We start from the raw sequence: 20870 nt of genomic DNA, 5'->3' as shown, positions 1-20870 counted from the left end.
GCCCTTTCTATATGAGACCGCTTTTCGCCGATCAATACCGGAATAAAACTGTGCTGCTAACCGGCCATACAGGCTTTAAAGGTTCGTGGCTTGCTTATTGGTTGACTCAGCTCGGTGCCCGGGTGGTTGGGTACGCCCTACCCGCAGCAACGGAACCAAGCCATTGGAACTTGCTTCAGTTACCCATTCAGGATGAAGTCGGTACTATTAATGAGCAACGTTACTTGGCGAATGTCTTTGCCGCCTGCCAACCGGACATGGTTATTCATATGGCCGCCCAGTCGCTGGTTCGCTATTCCTATCAGCACCCATTAGAAACGCTGGAAACCAACATACTCGGAACAGCTAACGTATTAGAGTGTGTTCGGCAAACACCATCCGTGAGGACCGTTGTTATTGTTACGAGTGATAAGTGTTATGAAAATCCGGAAGATGGTCGCCCATTGACCGAAACGGATCCAATGGGAGGCTATGATCCCTATAGCATGTCGAAGGGCGGGGCTGAATTGGTCACGAGCAGCTACCGGAATTCGTTTTTCAACGTAAATCAGTATGGACAGACTCACCAAACGTTGCTAGCCAGTGTTCGGGCGGGTAACGTGATTGGCGGGGGCGATTGGGCGGCCGACCGACTAATTCCTGATTTAATTCGGGGCAGCGCGTCGAATCAACGAGTATCGATCCGAAACCCGGATGCCGTGCGCCCGTGGCAACATGTACTCGAACCATTGTCAGGCTATTTACTAGTGGGTCAGCAATTAATGAGTGGCGACACATCAGCCGCAACGGGCTGGAATTTCGGTCCAGAACCCTTGGACGTCCTGCCCGTTCGGGCCGTTATTCAGCAGGCAAAAGATCGGTGGGATGCGATTAACTACAATGAAGTTCCATCGAAACAGAATCCGCACGAGGCCCATTTATTGACTCTCGACTGCACCAAGGCAAATCAGCAACTTAAGTGGTATCCGGTTTGGAACACCAGAACAGCTATCAAACGGACCATCGACTGGTACAAAAGGTATTACGAGCAAAATCAGCTTAATACCGAAGCTGACCTCCGCGATTATATACAACAGGCCCAGGCCGCTAACTTAATCTGGACCCAATGACGTTTGATGAAACACCCCTTTCCGGAGCCTACGTCATTACGCCCTCGCCCCGTCCGGATAGCCGGGGCTGGTTTATGCGCACTTATGATCAGGCTAGTTTCGCAACAATTGGCTTTATGGCTAACTGGGTACAAATGAATCACTCATTGACCCATCAGCGTGGAGCCGTTCGGGGAATGCACTTTCAAAAACCACCTCAGGCCGAAATCAAGCTAGTTCGCTGTGTTGTGGGTCGGATATTCGATGTAATAATCGATTTACGAGCGGGTTCGCCAACCCTGGGCCAGTGGTTCGGTGCGGAACTGTCAGCTGACAATCAGGCAATGGTATACATTCCAAAAGGGTTTGCCCACGGCTTTCAAACGCTGACAACAGACTGCCAGCTACTATACTGCCATAGCCACCCCTACACGCCCGATAGTGAGGGAGCCATTCGATACAATGACCCTCGCATTAATGTCGACTGGCCACTACCGGTCGCTGACCTGTCAGTACGTGACGCCACCCACCCATATCTTGACAGCACTTTCGTTGGGTTAACCGTTTGACACCTATGCACTGCCGCTTCTGTAAAACTCCACTCATACATGTTTTCATTGATCTGGTCAATTCACCAGCGTCAAATTCCTTTCTAACGTCTCAGCAATTAAATGAGCCTGAAACATTTTACCCGTTAAAGGTCTTCACCTGCCATACCTGTTTTTTAGTTCAGGTGGATGAGTACAAGAAATCGGATGCCATTTTCGACAATGACTACGCGTATTTCTCGTCGTTTTCAACCAGTTGGCTAGCGCACGCCAAGCGGTATGTCGATATGATGACCGACCGCTTTAACCTGAATACGGATTCTCAGGTGGTTGAAATTGCGTCGAATGATGGGTATTTACTTCAGTATTTTGTCGAAAAGCAGGTGCCGGTATTGGGTATCGAACCGACAGCGAATACCGCAGCCGTAGCCATTGGCAAAGGTATTCCTACCATTACCCGTTTTTTTGGCACTGAACTAGCGAACGAACTGGCGTCGCAAGGCCAGAAAGCCGATCTATTACTGGGCAACAATGTGCTGGCCCACGTGCCCGATATTGTCGACTTTGTGGCGGGAATGCAGCTTATGCTGAAACCAACCGGCATTATTACGATGGAGTTTCCGCATGTGATGAACCTGGTGGACTATAATCAGTTTGATACAATTTACCACGAGCATTTTTCCTATCTCTCATTCCATACGGTGAGCCAAATTTTTGCGGCTCAAGGACTGACGATGTTCGACGTAGACGAGATTCCGACGCACGGCGGGTCCTTGCGCATCTACGCGAAACAGGCGGATAACGATACACTGCCCCAGTCTCCAAACGTGGCAGCTTTACTCCGGAAAGAGGTTGACGCCGGGATGACAGGTATGGCTTACTACTCCGGTCTTCAACCAAGAGCACTTCAGGTAAAACTTGATCTGCTACGTTTTTTGATCGAGCAAAAACGATCGGGCAAATCGGTAGCAGCCTACGGGGCCGCAGCCAAAGGAAATACGCTGCTGAATTTCTGTGGCGTTAAAAATGACCTGATTTCGTTTGTCGTTGACGCCAACCCATCTAAGCAGACTAAATTTCTGCCTGCCAGCCATATCCCCGTTGTTCAGGAAGACATTCTGAAAAGGAACAAGCCTGATTATGTGCTGATCCTGCCCTGGAACCTGACCGACGAAATCACCCGGCAGTTAGCTTACATTCGCGATTGGGGCGGCCAATTTGTAATTCCAATCCCAGAACTTACGATCCAGTGAACAACGTGAAAACGGTTTTGGTAACGGGTGCTACCGGCTTTATTGGTCGGCATGTTGTGGAACAACTGCTGGTTACGGATGGTATCCGTGTAATTGCCACGGCCCGAACAGAGTCGAAAAGGGACCAGGCTACCTGGTTATCGAAGACTGAGTTTATCCCCTTTGATATAGGTACCGCTTCAACAGATACAGACCTGTATACCCATTTCGGTCGTCCCGATGCCGTTATTCACTTAGCCTGGCCAGGCCTATCTGATTACAAATCAACAAAACACATCGAGATTTATTGGTTGCAACAGTACCGGTTTCTGACCAGCTTGATCGAAAACGGCCTGGATGACCTTACCGTAACAGGCACTTGTCTGGAATATGGGCTACAGGAGGGCTGCCTTCACGAAAACCTGCCCACACTGCCGACTACGGCCTACGGCTTAGGAAAGGATACCCTGCGAAAGGCCCTTGGCTTGTTTTTCGTGGATCGACTGGTATCGTTCAAATGGTTACGTCTGTTTTACATGCATGGTGTTGGCCAAAATCCGAAGTCGCTCCTCGCCCAACTCGAAGCGGCTGCCTTACGGGGTGATTCGACGTTCAACATGTCGAAAGGAGAACAACTTCGAGATTATTTACCCGTAACGGCAGTAGCCCGACACATCATTAAAACGGCTCTTCAAAAGCAGATAACAGGTATTATTAACTGTTGCAGCGGACAACCCACAGCCGTACGAACATTTGCGGAACGGTTTATGCAGGAACATAACTATCACCTGACGCTTAACTTAGGCTATTATCCATACCCCGATTATGAGCCGCTGGCTTTTTGGGGAGACAACCAAAAACTGTTAACCGTATCACCTCTATGACTACACCTGATCCGATAACTGAATTTCAGCAGGAATGCGCAGAACGCGTGGCAACTTACCCCGAAAAATCCGACTTACTGGCTGCAGCCCAGGCGTTCAACGTTGCTTCCAATCGTGAAAAGTATTCGTACAACTTCAGCTGGATGGGCCGCCCTATTATTCAGTACCCGCAGGACATGATTGCTATGCAGGAATTGATCTGGCGCATCCAGCCCGACGTACTTATTGAAACGGGTATTGCGCATGGGGGCTCGTTAATTTACTATGCATCCTTGTTTGAATTGATTGGCAAAGGCGAGGTGGTCGGTATTGACATTGATATTCGAGCGCACAACCGAGCCGAAATTGAAGCACATCCGATGTTCAAACGCATTACGATGCTCGAAGGATCAGCGGTTGATGAAACGCTGGTTGCTGAAGTAGCCAAACTGGTCGACGGCAAAAAGACAGTTATGGTTTCGCTGGACTCTAACCATACGCACGAACACGTCTTGCGTGAATTGGAGCTGTATTCCCCCTTTGTTACGGTGGGTTCGTATTGTGTTGTATTCGACACCATTGTCGAAGATATGCCCGCACAGATGTATGATCGTCCCTGGGATAAGGGAAACAATCCTAAAACGGCCGTCTGGGAGTTTTTGAAAACAAACACTTGCTTTCAAGTCGATCAGGCCATGGATAACAAGCTGCTTATTTCAGTGGCACCGGAAGGCTATCTAAAACGAGTTTGTTAAGCAAGACCGACCGTTCCGCCAGCAGACTTCTTATGGACCATAAACCGTTCACGATTGTCATTCCTACCCGGGAACGAGCAGATACGTTGCTGCATTCGCTCCGAACCTGTGTTACGCAGGATTATGACAAGTTGACAATCATCGTTTCGGACAATTGTAGCCGGGACGACACCCGCGATGTCGTCGAGTCCTTTGCCGACCCGCGCATTCGGTACGTCAATACGGGCAGGCGACTAAGCATGTCACACAACTGGGAATTTGCGTTGAATCATGTACAGGATGGGTTCGTCACCTATCTGGGTGACGATGACGGCTTACTCCCGAATGCCGTTATTGACTCAAACACGATACTGGCCGAGACTGGTCTCTCGGCCATCAATATGAATCCCAATACTGACTTGTATCTGTGGCCTTCTTATTTTAAGAAACAACAGGCCAACATGATGAAAGTCAGTTTTCAGAACGGCTACGAGATTAGAAATGGAAAAACAGAACTGCAAAAATTGATGAAGTGCGAGCAGGAGCATTCACCAATTCCCTGTGTTTACACGTCCTTCATCGATATGTCGGTCATCAACCGGGTTAAGAGCGTATCAAAAACGTTTTTCCGGTCGCAGATTCCCGACTCTTATTCGGCAGTGGCGCTGGCCAATACGATTGGCAACTATGTGTACGCAAAAAGAAGACTACGGCTTAATGGCATCTCCTCGCACAGCACAGGCTCCTCCCAATTTAACTACAATGCCAATCAACAGGCTGCCGATTTGTTTTCGAGCGAAGTAAGCATTCCGTTTCATCACGACATGATTTATTCAGCGTCGTATAGCTATATGATTGCCGAAAATTTTCTGCAGTCCTTTGATGCTGGCCTTAACCAGGCCGAAGCAAAAGACTTCGACGTGATTCCGTTCATCGAAACAGCACTAAAAGAAGCCAACACCCGACTGAATAACCAATATGACGGTATTATAAAAGCGACTCGCTTTTTTGCAGATAAGAGAGGCCTCCGCCCCGAGTACGTCAACAAGTTAATTGACGAAGCGCATAAGCGGAAGTTTAACATTGTCTGGTACGATCTGCAACGGTATTCGCACCCGTTTCTGTTTTTCAATACCGCTACTTACGGAGCAACCAATGTGTATGAAGCCAGCTTGTTATACCATAAAATACGCCAGAATCCAAGCCAGTTTTTGTTGAAGGCTTCGACCTGGACTAACATGTTTCAGATGGTTTTTGGCGAGGTCTTAAACCGCTATAAGGTCGATAAATAAGTTGGCCATTATCGCTCAGGATAACGACTTAGGGCGTAGAAACAGATAAATCGGGCGGGTGATGGCGTCAAAAATTTGCCCAAGTGTTCCTCCAATTAGCTGATCAAACGGGAGCGAAATCAGGCTTCCTGCCATTAGCTGCGCATCGGAAAGGCAACGGCTATGTTGAATAGCCTGATGACGGTGGCGAATCATTGCCCGGTGGCGCAGTAAATATACGTAGGTTCGAAATCGTGCCCGAATATAGGACCATCCCCGTAGCGCATACAGCCACATAAATAGCTCCGTCAACAGTAAAGCAGGCAGTAACTGAGAGTAAGTTGTACGGGATAAAATTTGCCAAAGGGTGAGGAGCCGATTGCGTTCCAGATAATAAAATTTCATCGGTGACATCCCTAGTTTATAATAGTGCGTGAGCACGGCTGCGGGTTCGCACAATAACTCAAATCCGGCCAATCTGGCTCGCAGGGATAAGTTCGTATCTTCAAAATACATGAAGTAGGTCTCGTCAAAAGAGCCTATAGTTTGAAGGACCGACTGAGGAGCCAACAAAGCTGCTCCCGATAGAAGTGGAACCACTTGCAGGCTCTCAAATGCAGATGAGGGCTGGTTTATTCCCCGACAGGTAGTAAGACCAGTATAATGCATTTCGTTGCCACAGGCATTAATGGTCCCGTTAGGATTGAGCAGTTTAGGCGTAATCAAGGCCGTCGGGTGCTGCCTTGCCGTTGCCATCAGCCGACGTAAGAAATCAGGTGTCAGTTCAGTATCCGGGTTTAGAAATAGAACCCATTGGCCCCTGGCTTGAGCTAGCCCAAGGTTATTACCGCCAGCATAGCCGGAATTCGTTGGATTTTTGATAAAAATAGCCGACGGATGGACCTGGGGCAGCCACTCCGCAACACCATCATTTCCATGGTTGTCGACAATAATCAGTTCAAATTCTACTGATGTAGGCTGATGATATATTGTTGGCAAGCAGCGTTTCAGATCATCCAGACTACTGTACGAAACAATAATGATACTGAGTTCGGGTGAAGACGTAGTGAGCACGACTAAGATGCGGTGACAGGTTCGGTCTCCGTAATGGGAGCCTTTTGCGAATTTTCCCGCAGGGCCTGTACTTCTTTCTTCAGATAGGCCATTTCCTGCGACAGGTCTTTGATTTGGTTTTGTAGTTTGGAATTAACAACCGACAAGTGTACCAGGAAAACAATGATGGCAAAAATAGCCGCCAAAAAAATCAGAGAGGGCGGGTAGTAAACACCTAACAACAACGATATCTTCTCTAAGCCTTTCCGCCAGATCGAGAAAAAAATCAGGATAACCGTACAAAAAATCCATACGATTGAATACTCTTCGCGCAAACGCCCCTGTACGATCAGACGGAAAATCATGACCATAAACAGGGTTGCTCCTAAGAGGCTAATAAGCTGAATAGTAACCGATAACGATTCCATATACTAAGCCACATTTGGAATTTTCTTTCGATGGAGCCGGGCGTACACAAACAAGCTTCCCAGTGTCACTTTGAGCATATAATAGATAGCCTGACCGTTATTGATAGACGATACCCCACCCTGTCGCTCACGCATCTGCACCGGCACCTCCAACATCTTGAGGTCTGATAGACCAAACTGCACAATAGCCTCTGGTTCAGGATATTCGTCAGGATAGTATTTGTTGACAACGGCTAAGGTTCGACGATTAAACGCCCGAAAACCAGATGTGCTATCATAAATCGTTTGTCCGACCAACGTCCGGTTAAGCCAGCGGAAATAATTAATTCCCAGTCGACGCATCGCCGACGACTGAAACCCTTCTTTTGTTAGAAAACGAGAACCAATAACGACATCGGCCCGACTTTCCATAATCGGCTGTAGAATCGTCATGAGTTCCTGAGCAGGATGCTGCCCATCACCATCCATTTGCACCGCAATGTCGTAACCATTCCGCCAGGCGTATTTGTATCCCGTCTGCATAGCCCCCCCAATACCCAGGTTAACCGGCAAATCCAGGTATAGGCAGTTCAGAGTTTGGAGAACCGTCAGTGTATTATCTGTTGAACAATCGTTTACGGCCAGAACATCGAGCGTCAACTCATGTTTGGCTTTAACTCTATTTATATCGGTAACAACGCCTGCTATGGCCGCTTCCTCATTGAAGCAGGGTACGACAATCAGGATTCTGGGCGATGTACTCGATAGCCTACTCATTTATCTGATAAATATGAATTCCTCCCAATACTGAAATTTCTTTCATACAGCGGATTTCAACAGGCTGTGGTTGCTTATCAAAAATAACGTATTTCACGTTCAATTTTTTGAGCCGGGGTGAACAGGGGTCCATGGCAACAACATACCCATCTTCGAAATTATTTACCATAATAACTGAATCGGGTTTTGCCGGGTCGATGTAGGAGTTGTACACCGTATGTGCATAGCGGTTGTAGGCCGAGTCGCGCTTCATTTGTGGATCAAGCACGCGGGTTATATTTCGGGCCGGAACATACTTAACGCCACTCAGGAGTTTAACCCCCGTAGCCGTTACGAGATACGAAATATACTGACTGCCATTGACTACCCAACGGGCGTTTGGATCCTGCTGACGAATATCCTGCACGGCGCGATAAAGCGCATGCTCGGTAATGGGTGTCAGGCCTTTTGCAACAGGGTTCATCCGTAGGTTAGGCAATAAAAACAACAGGATACCAGCACAAAAAATGCTCGCCCGATAAGAAGGCTGCCAGGTTGGAAGAAGTAGTATACCCATGCCAGCAAAGAAAGCAGTGGGCACAAACAACTGACGCCACTTAAAAAAACCATCAGAATCGCCAATGTTAAGCTCAGCGGCATAAATCATGAAGGCTGCTACCCCAATAAAGCCAAGAGCTGCGTACAATGGTTTTGACTTAAATTTAATCGTCGTCAGGTAGTGTACATACATTACCGTTAACAGGACGTTGGCAATGCCAAAAGGTATTTGGGTCCGGCGTGTCGGACTCATGCTCCATAAACTTAACTTAGCTAGCCAATCGGAAAAGCCAATCTCAATCCACACGTAGCCAATCGCGATGAACACACTCAGCAAAACCAATACCCAGTCGATTTGGCGCGTCTGCCAGAAGGATACGATCATAGCGGGGATAATAATTGGCGCAAACGTGATGTAATGAGATAACTCACAGTTATTAAGCCATTTGGCAGGAAACAATCGGTCATTCATCTGCCAGGAGTAATATTCCGAAAACCAGTTGCCAATGAAGCCTGTTCCGCCCAGTTCACTCCGTTTACCCGGATAAACGGTATTCATAATTGCATCGAGCGTAGGCTTAATATCTGTATAAAATACCAGGAATGATCCCGCCAGCAGGATCAATGTCAGTAAAGCAGCACCTGATTTCACCGGCCACAACGTAAGCATCCGCTTAGTATCTCTATTATTGATACCGTAACCGATCAGCAACGCTAAAAGCACATAACTTAGTGGCACTTGGTATGGTGGGTAGAGTATCAAGGCATACACCATTAGTAACCACGCCAAAGCCATGGAAATTAATAGAATATGCTTCCACTGAGTGCTGTAAATCAGATATACGCTGGCGACAAATATGAATCCAATGGCGCCAATCATCACGGCGGGGCCATAAACCCAGGACTGGGTACCCGAAGATAGTAGCAGCCATAATCCACCAAAAACCGATAGCCAAAAATTGTTGCGAGTGAGGAGCAGCAACATGAACGAAGCACCAATCAGGGCAAAGACAAAGTAGAAACTATAGGTCCAGGCATAGGCCCGTTCTGAATCCAGAATGAAAAACCCCCAGTTTTGTGGCTTAAAAAGTTGGCTGAAATGCTTGGCAGGCGCTACGAGTACGGGCGCCTTCTCCCCCCCAATTGTTTCGTTCTGGTCTGGAAAATCATTATTCACCTGCGAAAGAAGCCAAGGGGTACTAACCGCATAATCGTCCATTCTGATTTGCCGCGGCTCGCCCGAAATAAGACCCCGCCTTGCCGAACTACCATCGGGTAAGAGCTGGTTCCAGATAGCCAGCGATACCGGGTGTATTTTTGCCATTGTCAACAGAACAAAAAGTACAGCGCAGATACCTAGAAACCATTTCACCCGCTTATCGAAGCGAATCAGTTCAAACGGCTGCTCACGTTGGGGTACATCAGCAGGTATAGGGGAGTCTGATACGGAGGGTTTCGCAGGTGTCGAACTCACGGTCTTGACGGCTGGGGGGGTTCCAACAACGGCGGTTCGGCCTTTTTGTTTCTTCGACATGAGGCTGGTTCTGGACGAATATTCAGTTTGACTTAGCGGTGGTATTACGCCTAATCAAACTTACTAATACCATGCCAGTTTGCCAACATCGGGCGTTTTCTTTCCGAAAATAGGTAATTTGCCCGCATGAGTAAGGCTATCCTAAAACGGACAGTACCGGTTTTACTGGCTGGACTTCTTCTATGGTATGTTATACGAGATGTACCAGTGCAGGAGATTGGCGACCAGTTCCGCCGGGCTAATTATGGCTGGTTATCGGTGGTAGGGCTACTGATAGGCTTATTTTATGTTGTCCGGGCGGCCCGGTGGCAACTCACGCTTCAGGCCATTGGCTACCAGCCGTCGTTAGTTCGGGCAACGGTGGCCCTGTTAGCCGGATCGCTGGCGAGTATGATCGTTCCGGGTGCAGGCGAGTTAACCCGGTGCGGTTCTCTTCAACGAACAGACGGCATTCCCATTTCGCAGGGTATTGGCTCAGTAGTTGCCGAGCGGATCATCGATTTGTTTATGCTGGCGCTGGTACTGCTCCTAACAGTTACGCTGGAATTCAGTCGGGCAAAAAACTTCTTCTCCAGCTTGACACTGGCCCTTCCCAATACGCTAGGTATAGTTATAGGCGTATTGGGTCTGGTTGGGGTAGGTGTAGCTATCTACCAATTACTCAAGCATCCGGTTTTACGAAAACACCCCCTAATGGCTAGTTTGATAGGCATTGGACAAGGATTTGGGCGAGGGTTTATGGCCATTCGACAACTCCCAAACCCCGGCCTGTTCGTTGCGCTAACGCTGTTGATTCAAGGGCTGGCCTGGTTATCCACTTATGTGCTACTGCTCACCACTGAAGATACACGTAACTTACCTCCCGTGGCGGCTTTGACCATTCTGGCCGTCAGCTCATTGGGTGGCTTGGCGGTTCCTACCCAAGGGGGCATTGGAACGTATCATTTTTTTGTTAGCCGAGCCTTGATTTTGTATGGCTTCACAGCGACACAGGGTGCTGTAACAGCCACCTTCCTCCATGCAGTTGGCTTTGGCTTCAACCTGCTGCTGAGTAGTGTCAGCTTCCTGCTACTGCCTATTTTGATCGCTCGCAAGTCGGTTTCCCACTCGGAACACACGCCATGATAAGTATAGGCTATTCTCTGTTAATTTTTGCCGCTTGACACTTTTCCAGCATTGGCCGGAACACCCAGTTGCGTAATCTCAAAGTTCTCTTTCTGCTTGGCGTCGGCCACCATTTTCCGAACATCGGCCAGTAGTTTCTTGGCATCATAAACAACGCCGTCCTTCACCGTATACGTAACACCACCAACGCGCTCAACTTCATTTTTCTCAGTTAGGTGAATGGCTCCCGTACCGTACAGCACTTTCAAATTGGCGAGTGGATTCTGATCGACAATGACAAAGTCGGCGAGCTTACCCACCTCCACCGATCCAATCTGATCCGCCATACCCAAGGCCTCGGCCCCTTTCAGCGTGGCAGCCCGGATAACCTCAAGCGGGTGAAAGCCCGATTCGCGCAGAAGTTCAAGTTCGCGGATATAGGCAAATCCGTAAAGCTGATAGATAAATCCGGAATCAGAGCCCGCCGTGACGCGGCCACCCCGATTTTTATATTCGTTGATGAAGGCCATCCAAAGCTGGTAATTCTTTTTCCAGGCCACCTCCTGCTCCGTTCCCCACGAGTGCCAGTACGACCCGTGCGAAATCCGGCTTGGCCCATAGAAGCGCCATAAGCTCGGCATCGTATACTCATCGTGCCATTCGGCGCGCCGGGCCAGCATCAGTTCACGGTTGGCTTCGTAAATATTGAAGGTAGGATCGAGGGTAAAATCAAGGGCGATCAGTTCGTCCATCACCTTGTTCCAGCGATCGCTGCCGGGTTTGGCGGCCTGCTGCCAGAGATTGCCCGCTTCCTCGAACCGGTTTTGCTCGTTGTTGTAATTATAATTGGCCGGGTAGTTCTGAACGGTCTTGTCATCGAAAAGGGCTTCGGGAAGGCCGTACCAGTGCTCAAGCGAGGTCAGACCCGCCTTAGCCGTTGCCAGCGCGTTCATGCGGGCAACTTCCAGTTGGGCGTGGTGACAGGCCGACCGCAGGCCAAGCTTCTTGTTTTCCTCCAGAGCCGCCCGAAAAATAGCGGGCTCCGCGCCAAAAAACTTGATTCCGTCGGCTCCGCGTTTGGCGTTCTGCTGCACCCAGGCACGCGCCTGTTCGGGTGTACTGATAGGTTCTTTGGCCCCTTGTCCAAATACCGTATACGCTTTAATGCGCGGGGCCGTGATGTCGTTTCGGTCGCTCTTGGCCCGATGTTCCAGTACCCAATCGAGGCCATTGCCACAGGATGGGTCGCGGATCGTTGTGATGCCATGACCGAGCCAGAGTTTAAATACATACTCGGCATTAGCCCCCTGCGCCTGACCACCAATGTGCCCGTGCATATCCACGAAGCCGGGCATCAGGAACATGCCCTCGCAATTCAGCTCTTTATCGCCGGAAGAAGCCTGGGGGCGGCCTTTCGGATCGATAGGAACACCCGGATACCCGACTTGCCTGATTTGAGTAATGCGATTTTTCTCCACCACAATATCGACCGGACCGTAGGGTGGCGCGCCCGTACTATTCACCAGTGTGACACCTCGAATGATGAGTTTCCCGAATGGGCCGTCGCCTTCACGACGGGCGGGTGCCTTTTCGACCTGAGCGAATGAACCCAGAACTGTGAAGAATACAGCACTAATTGAGAGGAGCAGTCGCGTATAAATTTTGGCCATGTTGAGGACGATCGTTCAGCTAAACAGTTGTAAGATAAGCGAAACTACCGAACTTTTGCCCCGCTAACCACACTTTACTATAAGGAATCAAGCATTAACGTATTGGCGGGTTACAACCCGAAAGGCTTATGACTAAATACATTGCCCTCTTTTTATTGTTCCTCTTATCGGCTTGCTCCGGCGATGGTGACAAGGCCAAAGTCAGTACGAACGAGCCTGTTTATACGCTCATTTTTTTAGATAAAACCCGTAGCGTCAACGTCAACAATGCGTTTGTTGCCCGAAAATACCAGCAGGCACTGAGTGAGATTATTGACCAGAATATCCGGCAGAAGGGCGACAAACTCGAAATCTATTTCATTCATGAAAATACCTCCAAAGCCCGTGCGCTGACCATTACTGCACGCACCGAGATGGAGGACGTATCGGCAGCCAGCGCTACGGATCGGGAAGCAGCCGAAACCGAATTCGACCTGAGTCTTAGCCGGGAAAAAGCACAGATACGCCAGCGGGTGTTCCAACAATTGGGTGCCCAAAATGCGGGAGCCTCCAATCAGGAAACGGACATCTGGGCCAGCCTGCCCGTTATCGCGAAAGCCAACGAGTCGGGTGCCACCGTAAACGTATATTACCTGAGCGATATGATCGAAAGCGTAAAAGGCTCCACCCGACGCGATTTTCAGGTGAAGCCGCCTAAAGATAACGCCCAGGCCGACGAATGGGCCAAAGCCGACGCGGAGCAGCTAAAACGCTATACAATTGGCAGCCCCACGATCACGATGATTTTGCCGTTTGAGCCGAATGCATCCGTTAAGCAAAACAATCCGGCCGTTACCCAATACTGGCAAACGCTGTTTTCAGACTTAGGTGCCGGTACGGTAGAGGAACAGTAAATGTCGTTCAGGCGACCGTTTCTCCGGCCGGAATTTCGAACTGATAACCGACCGCAAAGCCGGAAAAATCGTTTTTCAAACAATACGACGTCAAGGAAAGACCTTCCCCTTCGCGCCGGACAGCCAGGTAGTGGAACAGCGGTTTATAATCTGTCGCCAGATCAGGCAATCGACTTGGTGACACGTTGAGTGGCTGCTTGAGCCCTCCGCCCCCGCCAATGACCAGAAATGTTTTGCCTTCGAACTGATACCGCTCAAAGGCATGCGAGTGCCCCGTAATGAACAACCGCCCCTTTTGCGAGCGTATATAGGCCGGTACGAACCGTTGCTGAACAAGCTTAGACGAACCAACCAGCTTGCTGTTCGAATAAGGCGCGTGATGGCAGGTCACGATGACTACCTTCACGGCCGGATCTTCATCCAGGTCTTTCAGCGTTTGTTCGTACCAGGTTTGCTGCTTAACCAGATCAGCTACGGAGAGGATGCTGAAATTAGAATTTAACATAACCACCGCAATTGCGTCGGTTGTTTTCACATAACCGGTGGGGCTGTGCTCCGGAAAACGAAGCTGAAAGTTTTTTGCCCCTTTACGTGGGCGACCCATTACATCGTGATTGCCCATGATGGCATAAACGGCCGTTCCAACGGCGGTGCAGTTTGCCAGAAACTGGTCGATAATTCGCCACTTGTTCGAACGATAACCCAGCGAAACAATATCACCCAGCCAATACAGTACGGCCGGTTTCAAGCGTACTATCTCATTAAAAATAGTCGTGGTTGCCTTAGTATTCTGGTGGGTTCGCAATACCAGCCGCTCTACCCACATGGGAGCCTGCGTATCGCTTAGAAATAATATATCTCTTTTATTGACATCCTGTTCCATAACGCTTCACTTAGAACTTACTACCATGAAAATGCTCGCCAAACAAGCTGAACTTCGGCCGTAAATGCCGCATTCTGAGCCGCTACGGCATCGAACCATTTCAATTCACCGGCTACTCTGAAACGACGGCCAATCGGATACGTGTATGAAGCCGCGGCCATCCAGCCCAAACTGGTTGTATTGGCCGTTGCCGTACCTACGTAATCCAGCCGGGAGTAGTTGAAATAGGCTCCTGTTCCGGCCGTCACTGCCAATCGCCGGGTCAATGTCCGGTCTGTGCCCTTCAGCCAGGCCAGCGGCATTGAAAAAACCAGCAGAACCGGCACAGCCGATACGTACACATGCACCGGGTCATTGGCCACCCGCCCCCGGTAACTGTACATCGTAGTCCAACCCGTTTCTATACCCACTCGCAAACGGTGATCTGGATACCACATAACCCGCAATGATCCAGGTGCTCCGAACCGACTCAGGCGTTTCTGTTCGATTGTGTTTGGAACACCAAGGTGGGTTGCATAGTAAGATAAGCCCCCCCCGGCCGTCACGACAATTGTATACGGTCCACGCCGGGCAGCCATTGAGTCGGGCATCGTCACCGGCTGTCCGTTGGCCGACAGATGGCCCACAAGCAGGCCGATGGCCAGCCCTATGGCCTGTAAACAAACACGCATAGGATTACTGCTGTTCAACATAGTGATAGTAAGCAACGACTGGCGAGTAGTTGGACAAAATGCCGTCGAAATTATTCTGGCTGATAAATTCGCGAATAAACTCGGTTTCGTCCAGCGTCCAGACAAATACGGTTCGCCCTTCGGCTTTCATAGCGGCAACTTCTTCGGTTTGCGGGCCAAGGGTCCAGCGGGGTGCCCAGATCCGGGCACCCAGGCTACGCGTGATGGCCGTGTCTAACTCGCATAGGATGGGGGTATTTTCTTTACTGGCCAAAGCCTCGTACGATTTTACCGCATCGGTACTCGGCAGCCCAATCACAATACGAAGGTTTCGCCCGGCCTGTGCAGCCTTCTGTATATACTTCTGTTGAATAGCCTGCACCTTGTCCATTGGACCAATGTATTTGGTATCGAGCCAAACAAAACTCAGCGATGTATTATTGACAACGGTTTCCAGCGCTTCCTCTAAAGTTGGAATTTTCTCTCCGTTAATCAGGCGCACCAGCGAACTTAGTTGCTGATAGGTGTAATTCTCGATAGGACCGGTTAAACCACTTTTCTGAATAAGCCGAAGGTTGAGTGTATTGTCATGATACAAAATTGGAACGCCATCTTTCGTATAACGAACATCGATTTCGATTCCGGTTGCTCCCAGACGCGACGCCAGTTTTATAATCTCAACCGAATTTTCTGAGGCCGGCAGTAAATCCGACGTGCGTCCTCCGCTCCGGTGGGCCATAATGGCAAAAGGACGCGGGTTTAGGGGACGCTTGTAAGTAAGCACTAAAGGTGTCGCTGGCTGGGCTGTTTTTTCGCCGTATAATCCCGTTAGCACCAGCGTATCCCCCGCAGCTAGTTGACCCGTATAAGGCTGTAACTGCCCATTATGCCTGGCTTTAACAGTCAGGCTGGTTAACCCGTTGACAGTATTGACCAACTTACGCCAATACCCCTTTACGACTAAACTATCTGTCTGAGAGCCGACTTCCAGATTGAAATATCCGGCGTCGAGCCCGGTGAAAATAGATAAATAGTGTGTTGTATCGGACCCATTTAACAGGTAGGTCCATTTTAACGCAACCTGATCGCCAAACTGGGTTGACCCGGCCGTCACAGTATATACGCCTTCCATTGCCTGCCTGACAGCAGGTACGAACCGGCCAGAGCCAGGCGTGTTGCTGAAGGCATACGGAACGGGCGCTTCGTAATCTTTTCTACAGCTATTGACGCCTATGAGGACTAAGCCCAGAAAAATAAGATAGGTCAGTTTCACAGGATAAATCCGAAAATAAGTTGAGGATAAAACAGGTTGCGATCAAACGTGTCGTAGAGCGACCACAACTGCCAGTTGAAATTGGAGTAAGCAGCCCGTATGCCAACCGAAACGTGGGTTTTATTGTAAAAGGGCTGTTCTAAAATAGCCGTGAAAGCCACTCCATTAACTTGCCTCCGGTTGTATTCAACCGCCAATGAACCTACCTGCGATTTATAATACAGGTCAATAATAGCTTCCGATTTAACCGTCAGTTGCAAATCTCTGGTTAGTCGATAACCCACTGACAGGTTTGGGAACGTTTGGATTCCATACGCCTGACTATTGAATACATCTTTAATGAGCAGTGCCCCAAACCAGCCATTTATATCGTAGCCAACCGAGGCCGCCAACCGATTGGTAATTGGCGTGGCCCACCGTAAGCCCAGCCCTAAGTTACTTTGCACGAGTTGAGTTTGTATTCGGCCTACTGCGTACAGATGCTGGCCCAAAGCCCGCTGGATGTTAAAATCAATGGCGGGTACGCTAACGCGGACCTCCTCGGTCAGTTCGGGTGGTGTAGTGGTGAATACGGCCCCGATAGATCTTCGCCATTTTGCGGCCGGAGGTGATTGGGGAAAGTAAATACTCGGTTGGGCGGGCCAGGGGTTGGTTGCTTGTGCCATTGCTGACGACGACGCAACGAGCATCATCAAACAACCTGCCTGACAATATCTGGTAATTATTTTTTCGATGGTGGCCACTTGACAGCTTACTGTGAAAGTCAAATGGAATAAACTGCACGACGATGGAATATGTTATAAACACATAAGAATATACGTTACTGAGAAGAAGCCAGTCATCGTTTGGGCAGGTAGGTTACAATTCTGAAGTGTTACCCGTCTTTACCGATTCTAGCGGGGTCAACTGCCCAACTTCGGTCAGAAGCTATAGCCCGCAACTGAAGACAGCTTGCTTAGCTGATTTTCCATTCCTCAACCAATTGCCCGAACAGCATCAATAATTTCCCCGATGAACCAGGTTTGGTTAAAAAGGCATTGGCCCCTAATTCCATAGCTTTCGCTTCATCTTCACGATGATTGGAGGTTGTTAGCACCACCACAGGAAGGTTTTTATAGGCTGGCTCGGCCCGCAACTGTTGCAGGACTTCAAATCCATTCAGGTAAGGCATGTTTAAATCCAGCAGAATAAGACTGGGTTTACCATCACTTTGATTGAGAGCGGGCAACAGTTCCTCTCCGTCATTCAATCGTCTGACACTGACTGGTGGTTTCAAGGTTTTAAAAGCGATCTCAAACAAATATTGATCGTCTTCATCGTCGTCTACAATCCAGATAACAGGCAGGCGGTGGACAGGCATAAATCAAAGATAAAAAGGCAATAACTGATTTAATATACGAAATAAAGCAAACGTAAACATACCCAATAAATCGCTCAATACACTCGTAAAATGGAGTAATCAGAATATTTACCTTATCCAGTGGACGTACTTTTTGGTAAGCGACCAAATTTCCTGATTTTATGTAAATTAATAACCAAAAATATACGACTAAGTAAGTACTAGTAAACGGATGATACTAATTAAAAATCTGTAGTCTGTCATAGACATTTTTCCTATCCTACGTTAAAAAATTAATTTTGATCAGTGATTGATCCCTAACTAGTAAGCGGTCGGCTGTTGGCCTACTGGCTACTTCGATACCAGCTCTGTGGTCTGGCGCTGGACAACAGAGCATAGCTATCCCGATCGGTCATCTACCCTCCTATCCAATCTGTTTTTAGGTAAACACCCCCTTCCTTCCAGGACGAAAGACACCGCTGGCTCAGGACAGTTCCTTCGGCCATAGTCAACCTTGTTTTGGCAGGAACCAAGTAGGATCTTTACATACGAAACTCTTTTATTCGTAAACGTATTCAACATTTATAATCAATACGCATCTGAATCAATCATGAAAACCAAAATTCTGCTACTTATAGCGGGTGCCTCCCTGGCATTGCCGTCCTGTGGCCAAACTACGGGTGAAACTACGGCGTCTTCTGGCCAGGCGGCTCCCGTAGAAACTAAAGAGCCCAATTCAACCTATAAACCTGCCTTTGCGGGCCAAACCCGAATTGCGGGTGTAAAATCAGCGACCAGCTACGAGGGTAAAGTCCTGACCGAAACGTTAAAATTCCCTTGGGGCATTACGAGCCTACCCGATGGCCGACTGCTCGTTACCGAGCGGGAGGGAACGATGCGCATCGTTACGCCAGCGGGTAAGGTGGGAGAAGCAATTACGGGGCTTCCCAAAGTTAATCCTTCCGGCCAGGGTGGTCTGTTAGGGATTCGCGTTGATCCTGCTTTTGAAACGAATCGGATGGTATACTGGGTGTTTTCGGAACCAAGCTCTGAGGGAAATCTGACGGCGGTTGCCAAAGGCAAACTGTCTGCCGATGAGAAAAAGATAGAGGGGGCAACGGTCATTTATCGGGCTACACCCGCTTACAAAGGCAACCTGCATTACGGCGGCCGTATACTCATCGCCCCGGATGGAAATCTGTTTATTAGCACCGGAGAGCGTTCGGATCTGGTCACCCGGCCACAAGCCCAGTCGCTCAATTCGGGCCTGGGAAAAGTTATTCGGATTACAAAAGAAGGTAAACCCGCTGCGGGAAATCCATTTGCTGGCCAGGCCGGTGCTCGGCCAGAATTGTATTCCTATGGGCACCGGAATGTACAAAGCCTCGCTTTTGATCCGGTGACAGGCGATTTGTGGGAAGCTGAATTTGGACCCCGTGGAGGAGATGAACTGAACCATATTCAACCCGGCAAGAATTACGGCTGGCCAACCATTACGTATGGAATTGAATATAGTGGCGAAAAAGTAGGCAACGCCATTCAGCAAAAAGAAGGCCTTGAACAACCGGTCTATTATTGGGACCCGGTCGTTTCGCCCAGTGGTATGACGTTCTATAGCAGTGATCGTATCCCTGAATGGAAAAACAACCTCTTCATTGGCTCCTTAAGTGGAATGCACGTTCTGAGACTTATCATCAAAAATGATAAAGTAGTCGGTGAAGAGCGGCTGCTGGCGGATCAATATCAGCGTTTTCGGGATATAACGCAGGGAAAGGACGGCGCTTTATACGCGATTACTGACCAGGGACGGTTATACCGCATTGATAAAAAATAATGATTCTCATTTATCATTATTTTTTCCTTTGATCGAATTCCCCTCCGCCTATTCAACTGGCATTTCCGGATGAATAAGCGGAGGGTTTCTAAAAAGTAAAGTCAGCAAAGAATCGTATTGCCTCGGACGAGTTAACCAGCGCCGGAGCCGACTTACTTGAGCGAGTACGCTTTGACCGTGTTGTGAAAAAAGGTAGGAACGAACAACATTTTGGTCGTTGGATTATAGCCAATGTCAGCCGAGTTTATTTTCTGGGGGGACGTATCCATTTTTAATTCAGTCGTGCCATCAGCATGAATATACCAGACTTTACCGGCCCACTCGGTAACCATGTAAGTCTTGTTTCCCAGAGCCACAATTCCATCGATACCGCCCGAAACCTTGGCAATCGTGCTGAGTTGTTTTGTCGCGGGATTGAGGCTCAGCAGAGAGCCGTCGCCGTTTCCAATCAGTAGTTGATTGTTTTCAAACAAGAGTCCGTTGGTTCCTTTGAGGGGCGCACTGCCTAGAACAAGGCTGGCCTTTCCATTCGTTATGGCCCACACTTTACTGTCGTTTGAGTCGGAGACGTACACGATCCCTTTTTTGGCGTCAATGGCAATATCGTTGAGGAACTTAGCGCCTTCGATGGGGTAGCGGTTCAGGATTTTTCCCGTAGCCAGAGCGATTTCGGCAACCTGCGTCATTTCAGTCACGTACAGTTTATCTCCCAGAATACCCATCCCTTTGGTTGAGTTGAGGTTGTCGGTAAATTTCATCTGAATCACCTTACCGTCCAGGCCCACTTTGGCAATGTAACTGGTTTTATTTTCCAGACTTGGCCCCCCATTGATACAGGCTACATAAAGGACTTTCTGCCCCGGATCAACTAAAACACTTTCCGGTGTGCGGAGCGTAGTATCGGTTTCCCACACAGGTTTCAGGTCAACGGACTGGGCCTGAACCGAAAAGTTCAGGTTGGCTAACAAACCAGATGCCACCAGAATAAGAAATGGTCTTACCATAATTGATCAGGATTATAGGAATGAAAACTAGCTTTACGCCAGGCTTTAATGAGGGAGCAATCTACCTATTATTCGTTAATTATTGCTGTTCATCAGAGGTTGTTCTGTCCGGATTAACAAGTGACGGTGAAAATTGACCATCCACCGAGCCGTAG

General features: G+C 48.9%; 20 protein-coding genes. 9 read left to right on the top strand and 11 right to left on the bottom strand.

Annotated features, from left to right (window positions below):
• Positions 1-11 precede the first annotated feature (11 nt).
• From rfbG to ACYU8Y_RS09195, 6 genes are read left to right on the top strand one after another with little or no spacing between them, the layout of a single operon-like run.
• Complete coding sequence (gene rfbG, locus ACYU8Y_RS09220) at positions 12-1109, top strand: CDP-glucose 4,6-dehydratase (RefSeq protein WP_460936427.1); 1098 nt, start codon at positions 12-14, stop codon at positions 1107-1109.
• Positions 1106-1657, top strand: coding sequence for a dTDP-4-dehydrorhamnose 3,5-epimerase (gene rfbC, locus ACYU8Y_RS09215; RefSeq protein WP_460936425.1), 552 nt, complete (start codon positions 1106-1108; stop codon positions 1655-1657). The genes rfbG and rfbC overlap by 4 nt, the downstream gene beginning before the upstream one ends.
• A 5-nt stretch (positions 1658-1662) precedes the next feature.
• Positions 1663-2889, top strand: a complete 1227-nt coding sequence (locus tag ACYU8Y_RS09210) for a methyltransferase domain-containing protein (RefSeq protein ID WP_460936423.1) — start codon at positions 1663-1665, stop codon at positions 2887-2889.
• Positions 2886-3752: an NAD-dependent epimerase/dehydratase family protein gene (locus tag ACYU8Y_RS09205; RefSeq protein WP_460936421.1), complete on the top strand. Its 867-nt coding sequence runs from the start codon at positions 2886-2888 to the stop codon at positions 3750-3752. The genes ACYU8Y_RS09210 and ACYU8Y_RS09205 overlap by 4 nt, the downstream gene beginning before the upstream one ends.
• On the top strand, positions 3749-4486 hold the full coding sequence (locus ACYU8Y_RS09200; protein ID WP_460936419.1) for a cephalosporin hydroxylase family protein: 738 nt from the start codon (positions 3749-3751) through the stop codon (positions 4484-4486). Before ACYU8Y_RS09205 ends, ACYU8Y_RS09200 begins: the two co-directional genes overlap by 4 nt.
• 32 nt (positions 4487-4518) lie before the next feature.
• Complete coding sequence (locus tag ACYU8Y_RS09195; protein ID WP_460936417.1) at positions 4519-5757, top strand: glycosyltransferase family 2 protein; 1239 nt, start codon at positions 4519-4521, stop codon at positions 5755-5757.
• 15 nt (positions 5758-5772) lie between these two features.
• Here the strand turns inward: ACYU8Y_RS09195 and ACYU8Y_RS09190 are convergent, their stop codons facing one another.
• The 4 genes from ACYU8Y_RS09190 to ACYU8Y_RS09175 are packed head-to-tail and all read right to left on the bottom strand — an operon-like array spanning position 5773 to position 10044.
• Positions 5773-6810, bottom strand: a complete 1038-nt coding sequence (locus tag ACYU8Y_RS09190; RefSeq protein ID WP_460936415.1) for a glycosyltransferase family 2 protein — start codon at positions 6808-6810, stop codon at positions 5773-5775.
• Positions 6811-6812: 2 nt separating this feature from the next.
• Complete coding sequence (locus ACYU8Y_RS09185) at positions 6813-7217, bottom strand: DUF2304 domain-containing protein (protein ID WP_460936413.1); 405 nt, start codon at positions 7215-7217, stop codon at positions 6813-6815.
• A 3-nt stretch (positions 7218-7220) separates the two neighbouring features.
• Positions 7221-7973 (bottom strand): glycosyltransferase family 2 protein, encoded by a 753-nt coding sequence (locus ACYU8Y_RS09180; protein ID WP_460936411.1) that lies wholly within the window; start codon positions 7971-7973, stop codon positions 7221-7223.
• Positions 7966-10044 (bottom strand): DUF7657 domain-containing protein, encoded by a 2079-nt coding sequence (locus ACYU8Y_RS09175; protein WP_460936409.1) that lies wholly within the window; start codon positions 10042-10044, stop codon positions 7966-7968. Before ACYU8Y_RS09175 ends, ACYU8Y_RS09180 begins: the two co-directional genes overlap by 8 nt.
• Positions 10045-10170: 126 nt before the next feature.
• Here ACYU8Y_RS09175 and ACYU8Y_RS09170 point away from each other — a divergent pair, with 126 nt between their 5' ends.
• Positions 10171-11169 carry a lysylphosphatidylglycerol synthase transmembrane domain-containing protein gene (locus ACYU8Y_RS09170; protein ID WP_460936407.1) on the top strand — a complete coding sequence of 333 codons (999 nt, stop codon included), beginning with the start codon at positions 10171-10173 and terminating at the stop codon, positions 11167-11169.
• Between the two features lie 20 nt (positions 11170-11189).
• On the opposite strand, the gene ACYU8Y_RS09165 is transcribed toward ACYU8Y_RS09170, so the two are convergent.
• Positions 11190-12818 (bottom strand): amidohydrolase family protein, encoded by a 1629-nt coding sequence (locus tag ACYU8Y_RS09165; protein WP_460936405.1) that lies wholly within the window; start codon positions 12816-12818, stop codon positions 11190-11192.
• A 128-nt stretch (positions 12819-12946) separates the two neighbouring features.
• On the opposite strand from ACYU8Y_RS09165, the gene ACYU8Y_RS09160 reads away from it, so the two are divergent.
• Entirely contained in the window at positions 12947-13711 is a 765-nt protein-coding gene (locus ACYU8Y_RS09160) for a hypothetical protein (protein ID WP_460936404.1), read from the top strand.
• 7 nt (positions 13712-13718) lie between these two features.
• Here ACYU8Y_RS09160 and ACYU8Y_RS09155 read toward each other — a convergent pair whose 3' ends face one another.
• The 5 genes from ACYU8Y_RS09155 to ACYU8Y_RS09135 all read right to left on the bottom strand — a co-directional run bounded on the left by ACYU8Y_RS09155 (position 13719) and on the right by ACYU8Y_RS09135 (position 17898).
• Positions 13719-14594 carry a metallophosphoesterase family protein gene (locus ACYU8Y_RS09155; protein ID WP_460936402.1) on the bottom strand — a complete coding sequence of 292 codons (876 nt, stop codon included), beginning with the start codon at positions 14592-14594 and terminating at the stop codon, positions 13719-13721.
• A 20-nt stretch (positions 14595-14614) separates the two neighbouring features.
• A complete protein-coding gene (locus ACYU8Y_RS09150) occupies positions 14615-15265 on the bottom strand; it encodes a hypothetical protein (RefSeq protein ID WP_460936400.1) in 651 nt (216 codons plus the stop codon).
• 4 nt (positions 15266-15269) lie between these two features.
• The gene (locus ACYU8Y_RS09145) at positions 15270-16538 is read right to left on the bottom strand and encodes a glycerophosphodiester phosphodiesterase (RefSeq protein ID WP_460936398.1); all 1269 of its coding nucleotides are present in this window, start codon (positions 16536-16538) and stop codon (positions 15270-15272) included.
• Positions 16535-17203 carry a hypothetical protein gene (locus ACYU8Y_RS09140; protein WP_460936396.1) on the bottom strand — a complete coding sequence of 223 codons (669 nt, stop codon included), beginning with the start codon at positions 17201-17203 and terminating at the stop codon, positions 16535-16537. Before ACYU8Y_RS09140 ends, ACYU8Y_RS09145 begins: the two co-directional genes overlap by 4 nt.
• A gap of 290 nt (positions 17204-17493) precedes the next feature.
• Complete coding sequence (locus ACYU8Y_RS09135; protein WP_460936394.1) at positions 17494-17898, bottom strand: response regulator; 405 nt, start codon at positions 17896-17898, stop codon at positions 17494-17496.
• A 589-nt stretch (positions 17899-18487) separates the two neighbouring features.
• On the opposite strand from ACYU8Y_RS09135, the gene ACYU8Y_RS09130 reads away from it, so the two are divergent.
• The gene (locus ACYU8Y_RS09130) at positions 18488-19711 is read left to right on the top strand and encodes a PQQ-dependent sugar dehydrogenase (protein WP_460936392.1); all 1224 of its coding nucleotides are present in this window, start codon (positions 18488-18490) and stop codon (positions 19709-19711) included.
• A 152-nt stretch (positions 19712-19863) separates the two neighbouring features.
• On the opposite strand, the gene ACYU8Y_RS09125 is transcribed toward ACYU8Y_RS09130, so the two are convergent.
• A complete protein-coding gene (locus tag ACYU8Y_RS09125; protein ID WP_460936390.1) occupies positions 19864-20715 on the bottom strand; it encodes an SMP-30/gluconolactonase/LRE family protein in 852 nt (283 codons plus the stop codon).
• Positions 20716-20870 lie beyond the last annotated feature (155 nt).

The organism is Spirosoma humi (assembly GCF_054776575.1).
This window is presented reverse-complemented; position numbering and strand designations above follow the sequence as displayed.

Coding starts and splice junctions, on each gene's coding strand:
- rfbG (WP_460936427.1), top strand. CDS start 12: ATGAGACCGCTTTTCGCCGATCAATACCGGAATAAAACTGTGCTGCTA.
- rfbC (WP_460936425.1), top strand. CDS start 1,106: ATGACGTTTGATGAAACACCCCTTTCCGGAGCCTACGTCATTACGCCC.
- ACYU8Y_RS09210 (WP_460936423.1), top strand. CDS start 1,663: ATGCACTGCCGCTTCTGTAAAACTCCACTCATACATGTTTTCATTGAT.
- ACYU8Y_RS09200 (WP_460936419.1), top strand. CDS start 3,749: ATGACTACACCTGATCCGATAACTGAATTTCAGCAGGAATGCGCAGAA.
- ACYU8Y_RS09195 (WP_460936417.1), top strand. CDS start 4,519: ATGGACCATAAACCGTTCACGATTGTCATTCCTACCCGGGAACGAGCA.
- ACYU8Y_RS09185 (WP_460936413.1), bottom strand. CDS start 7,217: ATGGAATCGTTATCGGTTACTATTCAGCTTATTAGCCTCTTAGGAGCA.
- ACYU8Y_RS09180 (WP_460936411.1), bottom strand. CDS start 7,973: ATGAGTAGGCTATCGAGTACATCGCCCAGAATCCTGATTGTCGTACCC.
- ACYU8Y_RS09175 (WP_460936409.1), bottom strand. CDS start 10,044: ATGTCGAAGAAACAAAAAGGCCGAACCGCCGTTGTTGGAACCCCCCCA.
- ACYU8Y_RS09170 (WP_460936407.1), top strand. CDS start 10,171: ATGAGTAAGGCTATCCTAAAACGGACAGTACCGGTTTTACTGGCTGGA.
- ACYU8Y_RS09165 (WP_460936405.1), bottom strand. CDS start 12,818: ATGGCCAAAATTTATACGCGACTGCTCCTCTCAATTAGTGCTGTATTC.
- ACYU8Y_RS09160 (WP_460936404.1), top strand. CDS start 12,947: ATGACTAAATACATTGCCCTCTTTTTATTGTTCCTCTTATCGGCTTGC.
- ACYU8Y_RS09155 (WP_460936402.1), bottom strand. CDS start 14,594: ATGGAACAGGATGTCAATAAAAGAGATATATTATTTCTAAGCGATACG.
- ACYU8Y_RS09150 (WP_460936400.1), bottom strand. CDS start 15,265: ATGCGTGTTTGTTTACAGGCCATAGGGCTGGCCATCGGCCTGCTTGTG.
- ACYU8Y_RS09140 (WP_460936396.1), bottom strand. CDS start 17,203: ATGGCACAAGCAACCAACCCCTGGCCCGCCCAACCGAGTATTTACTTT.
- ACYU8Y_RS09135 (WP_460936394.1), bottom strand. CDS start 17,898: ATGCCTGTCCACCGCCTGCCTGTTATCTGGATTGTAGACGACGATGAA.
- ACYU8Y_RS09130 (WP_460936392.1), top strand. CDS start 18,488: ATGAAAACCAAAATTCTGCTACTTATAGCGGGTGCCTCCCTGGCATTG.
- ACYU8Y_RS09125 (WP_460936390.1), bottom strand. CDS start 20,715: ATGGTAAGACCATTTCTTATTCTGGTGGCATCTGGTTTGTTAGCCAAC.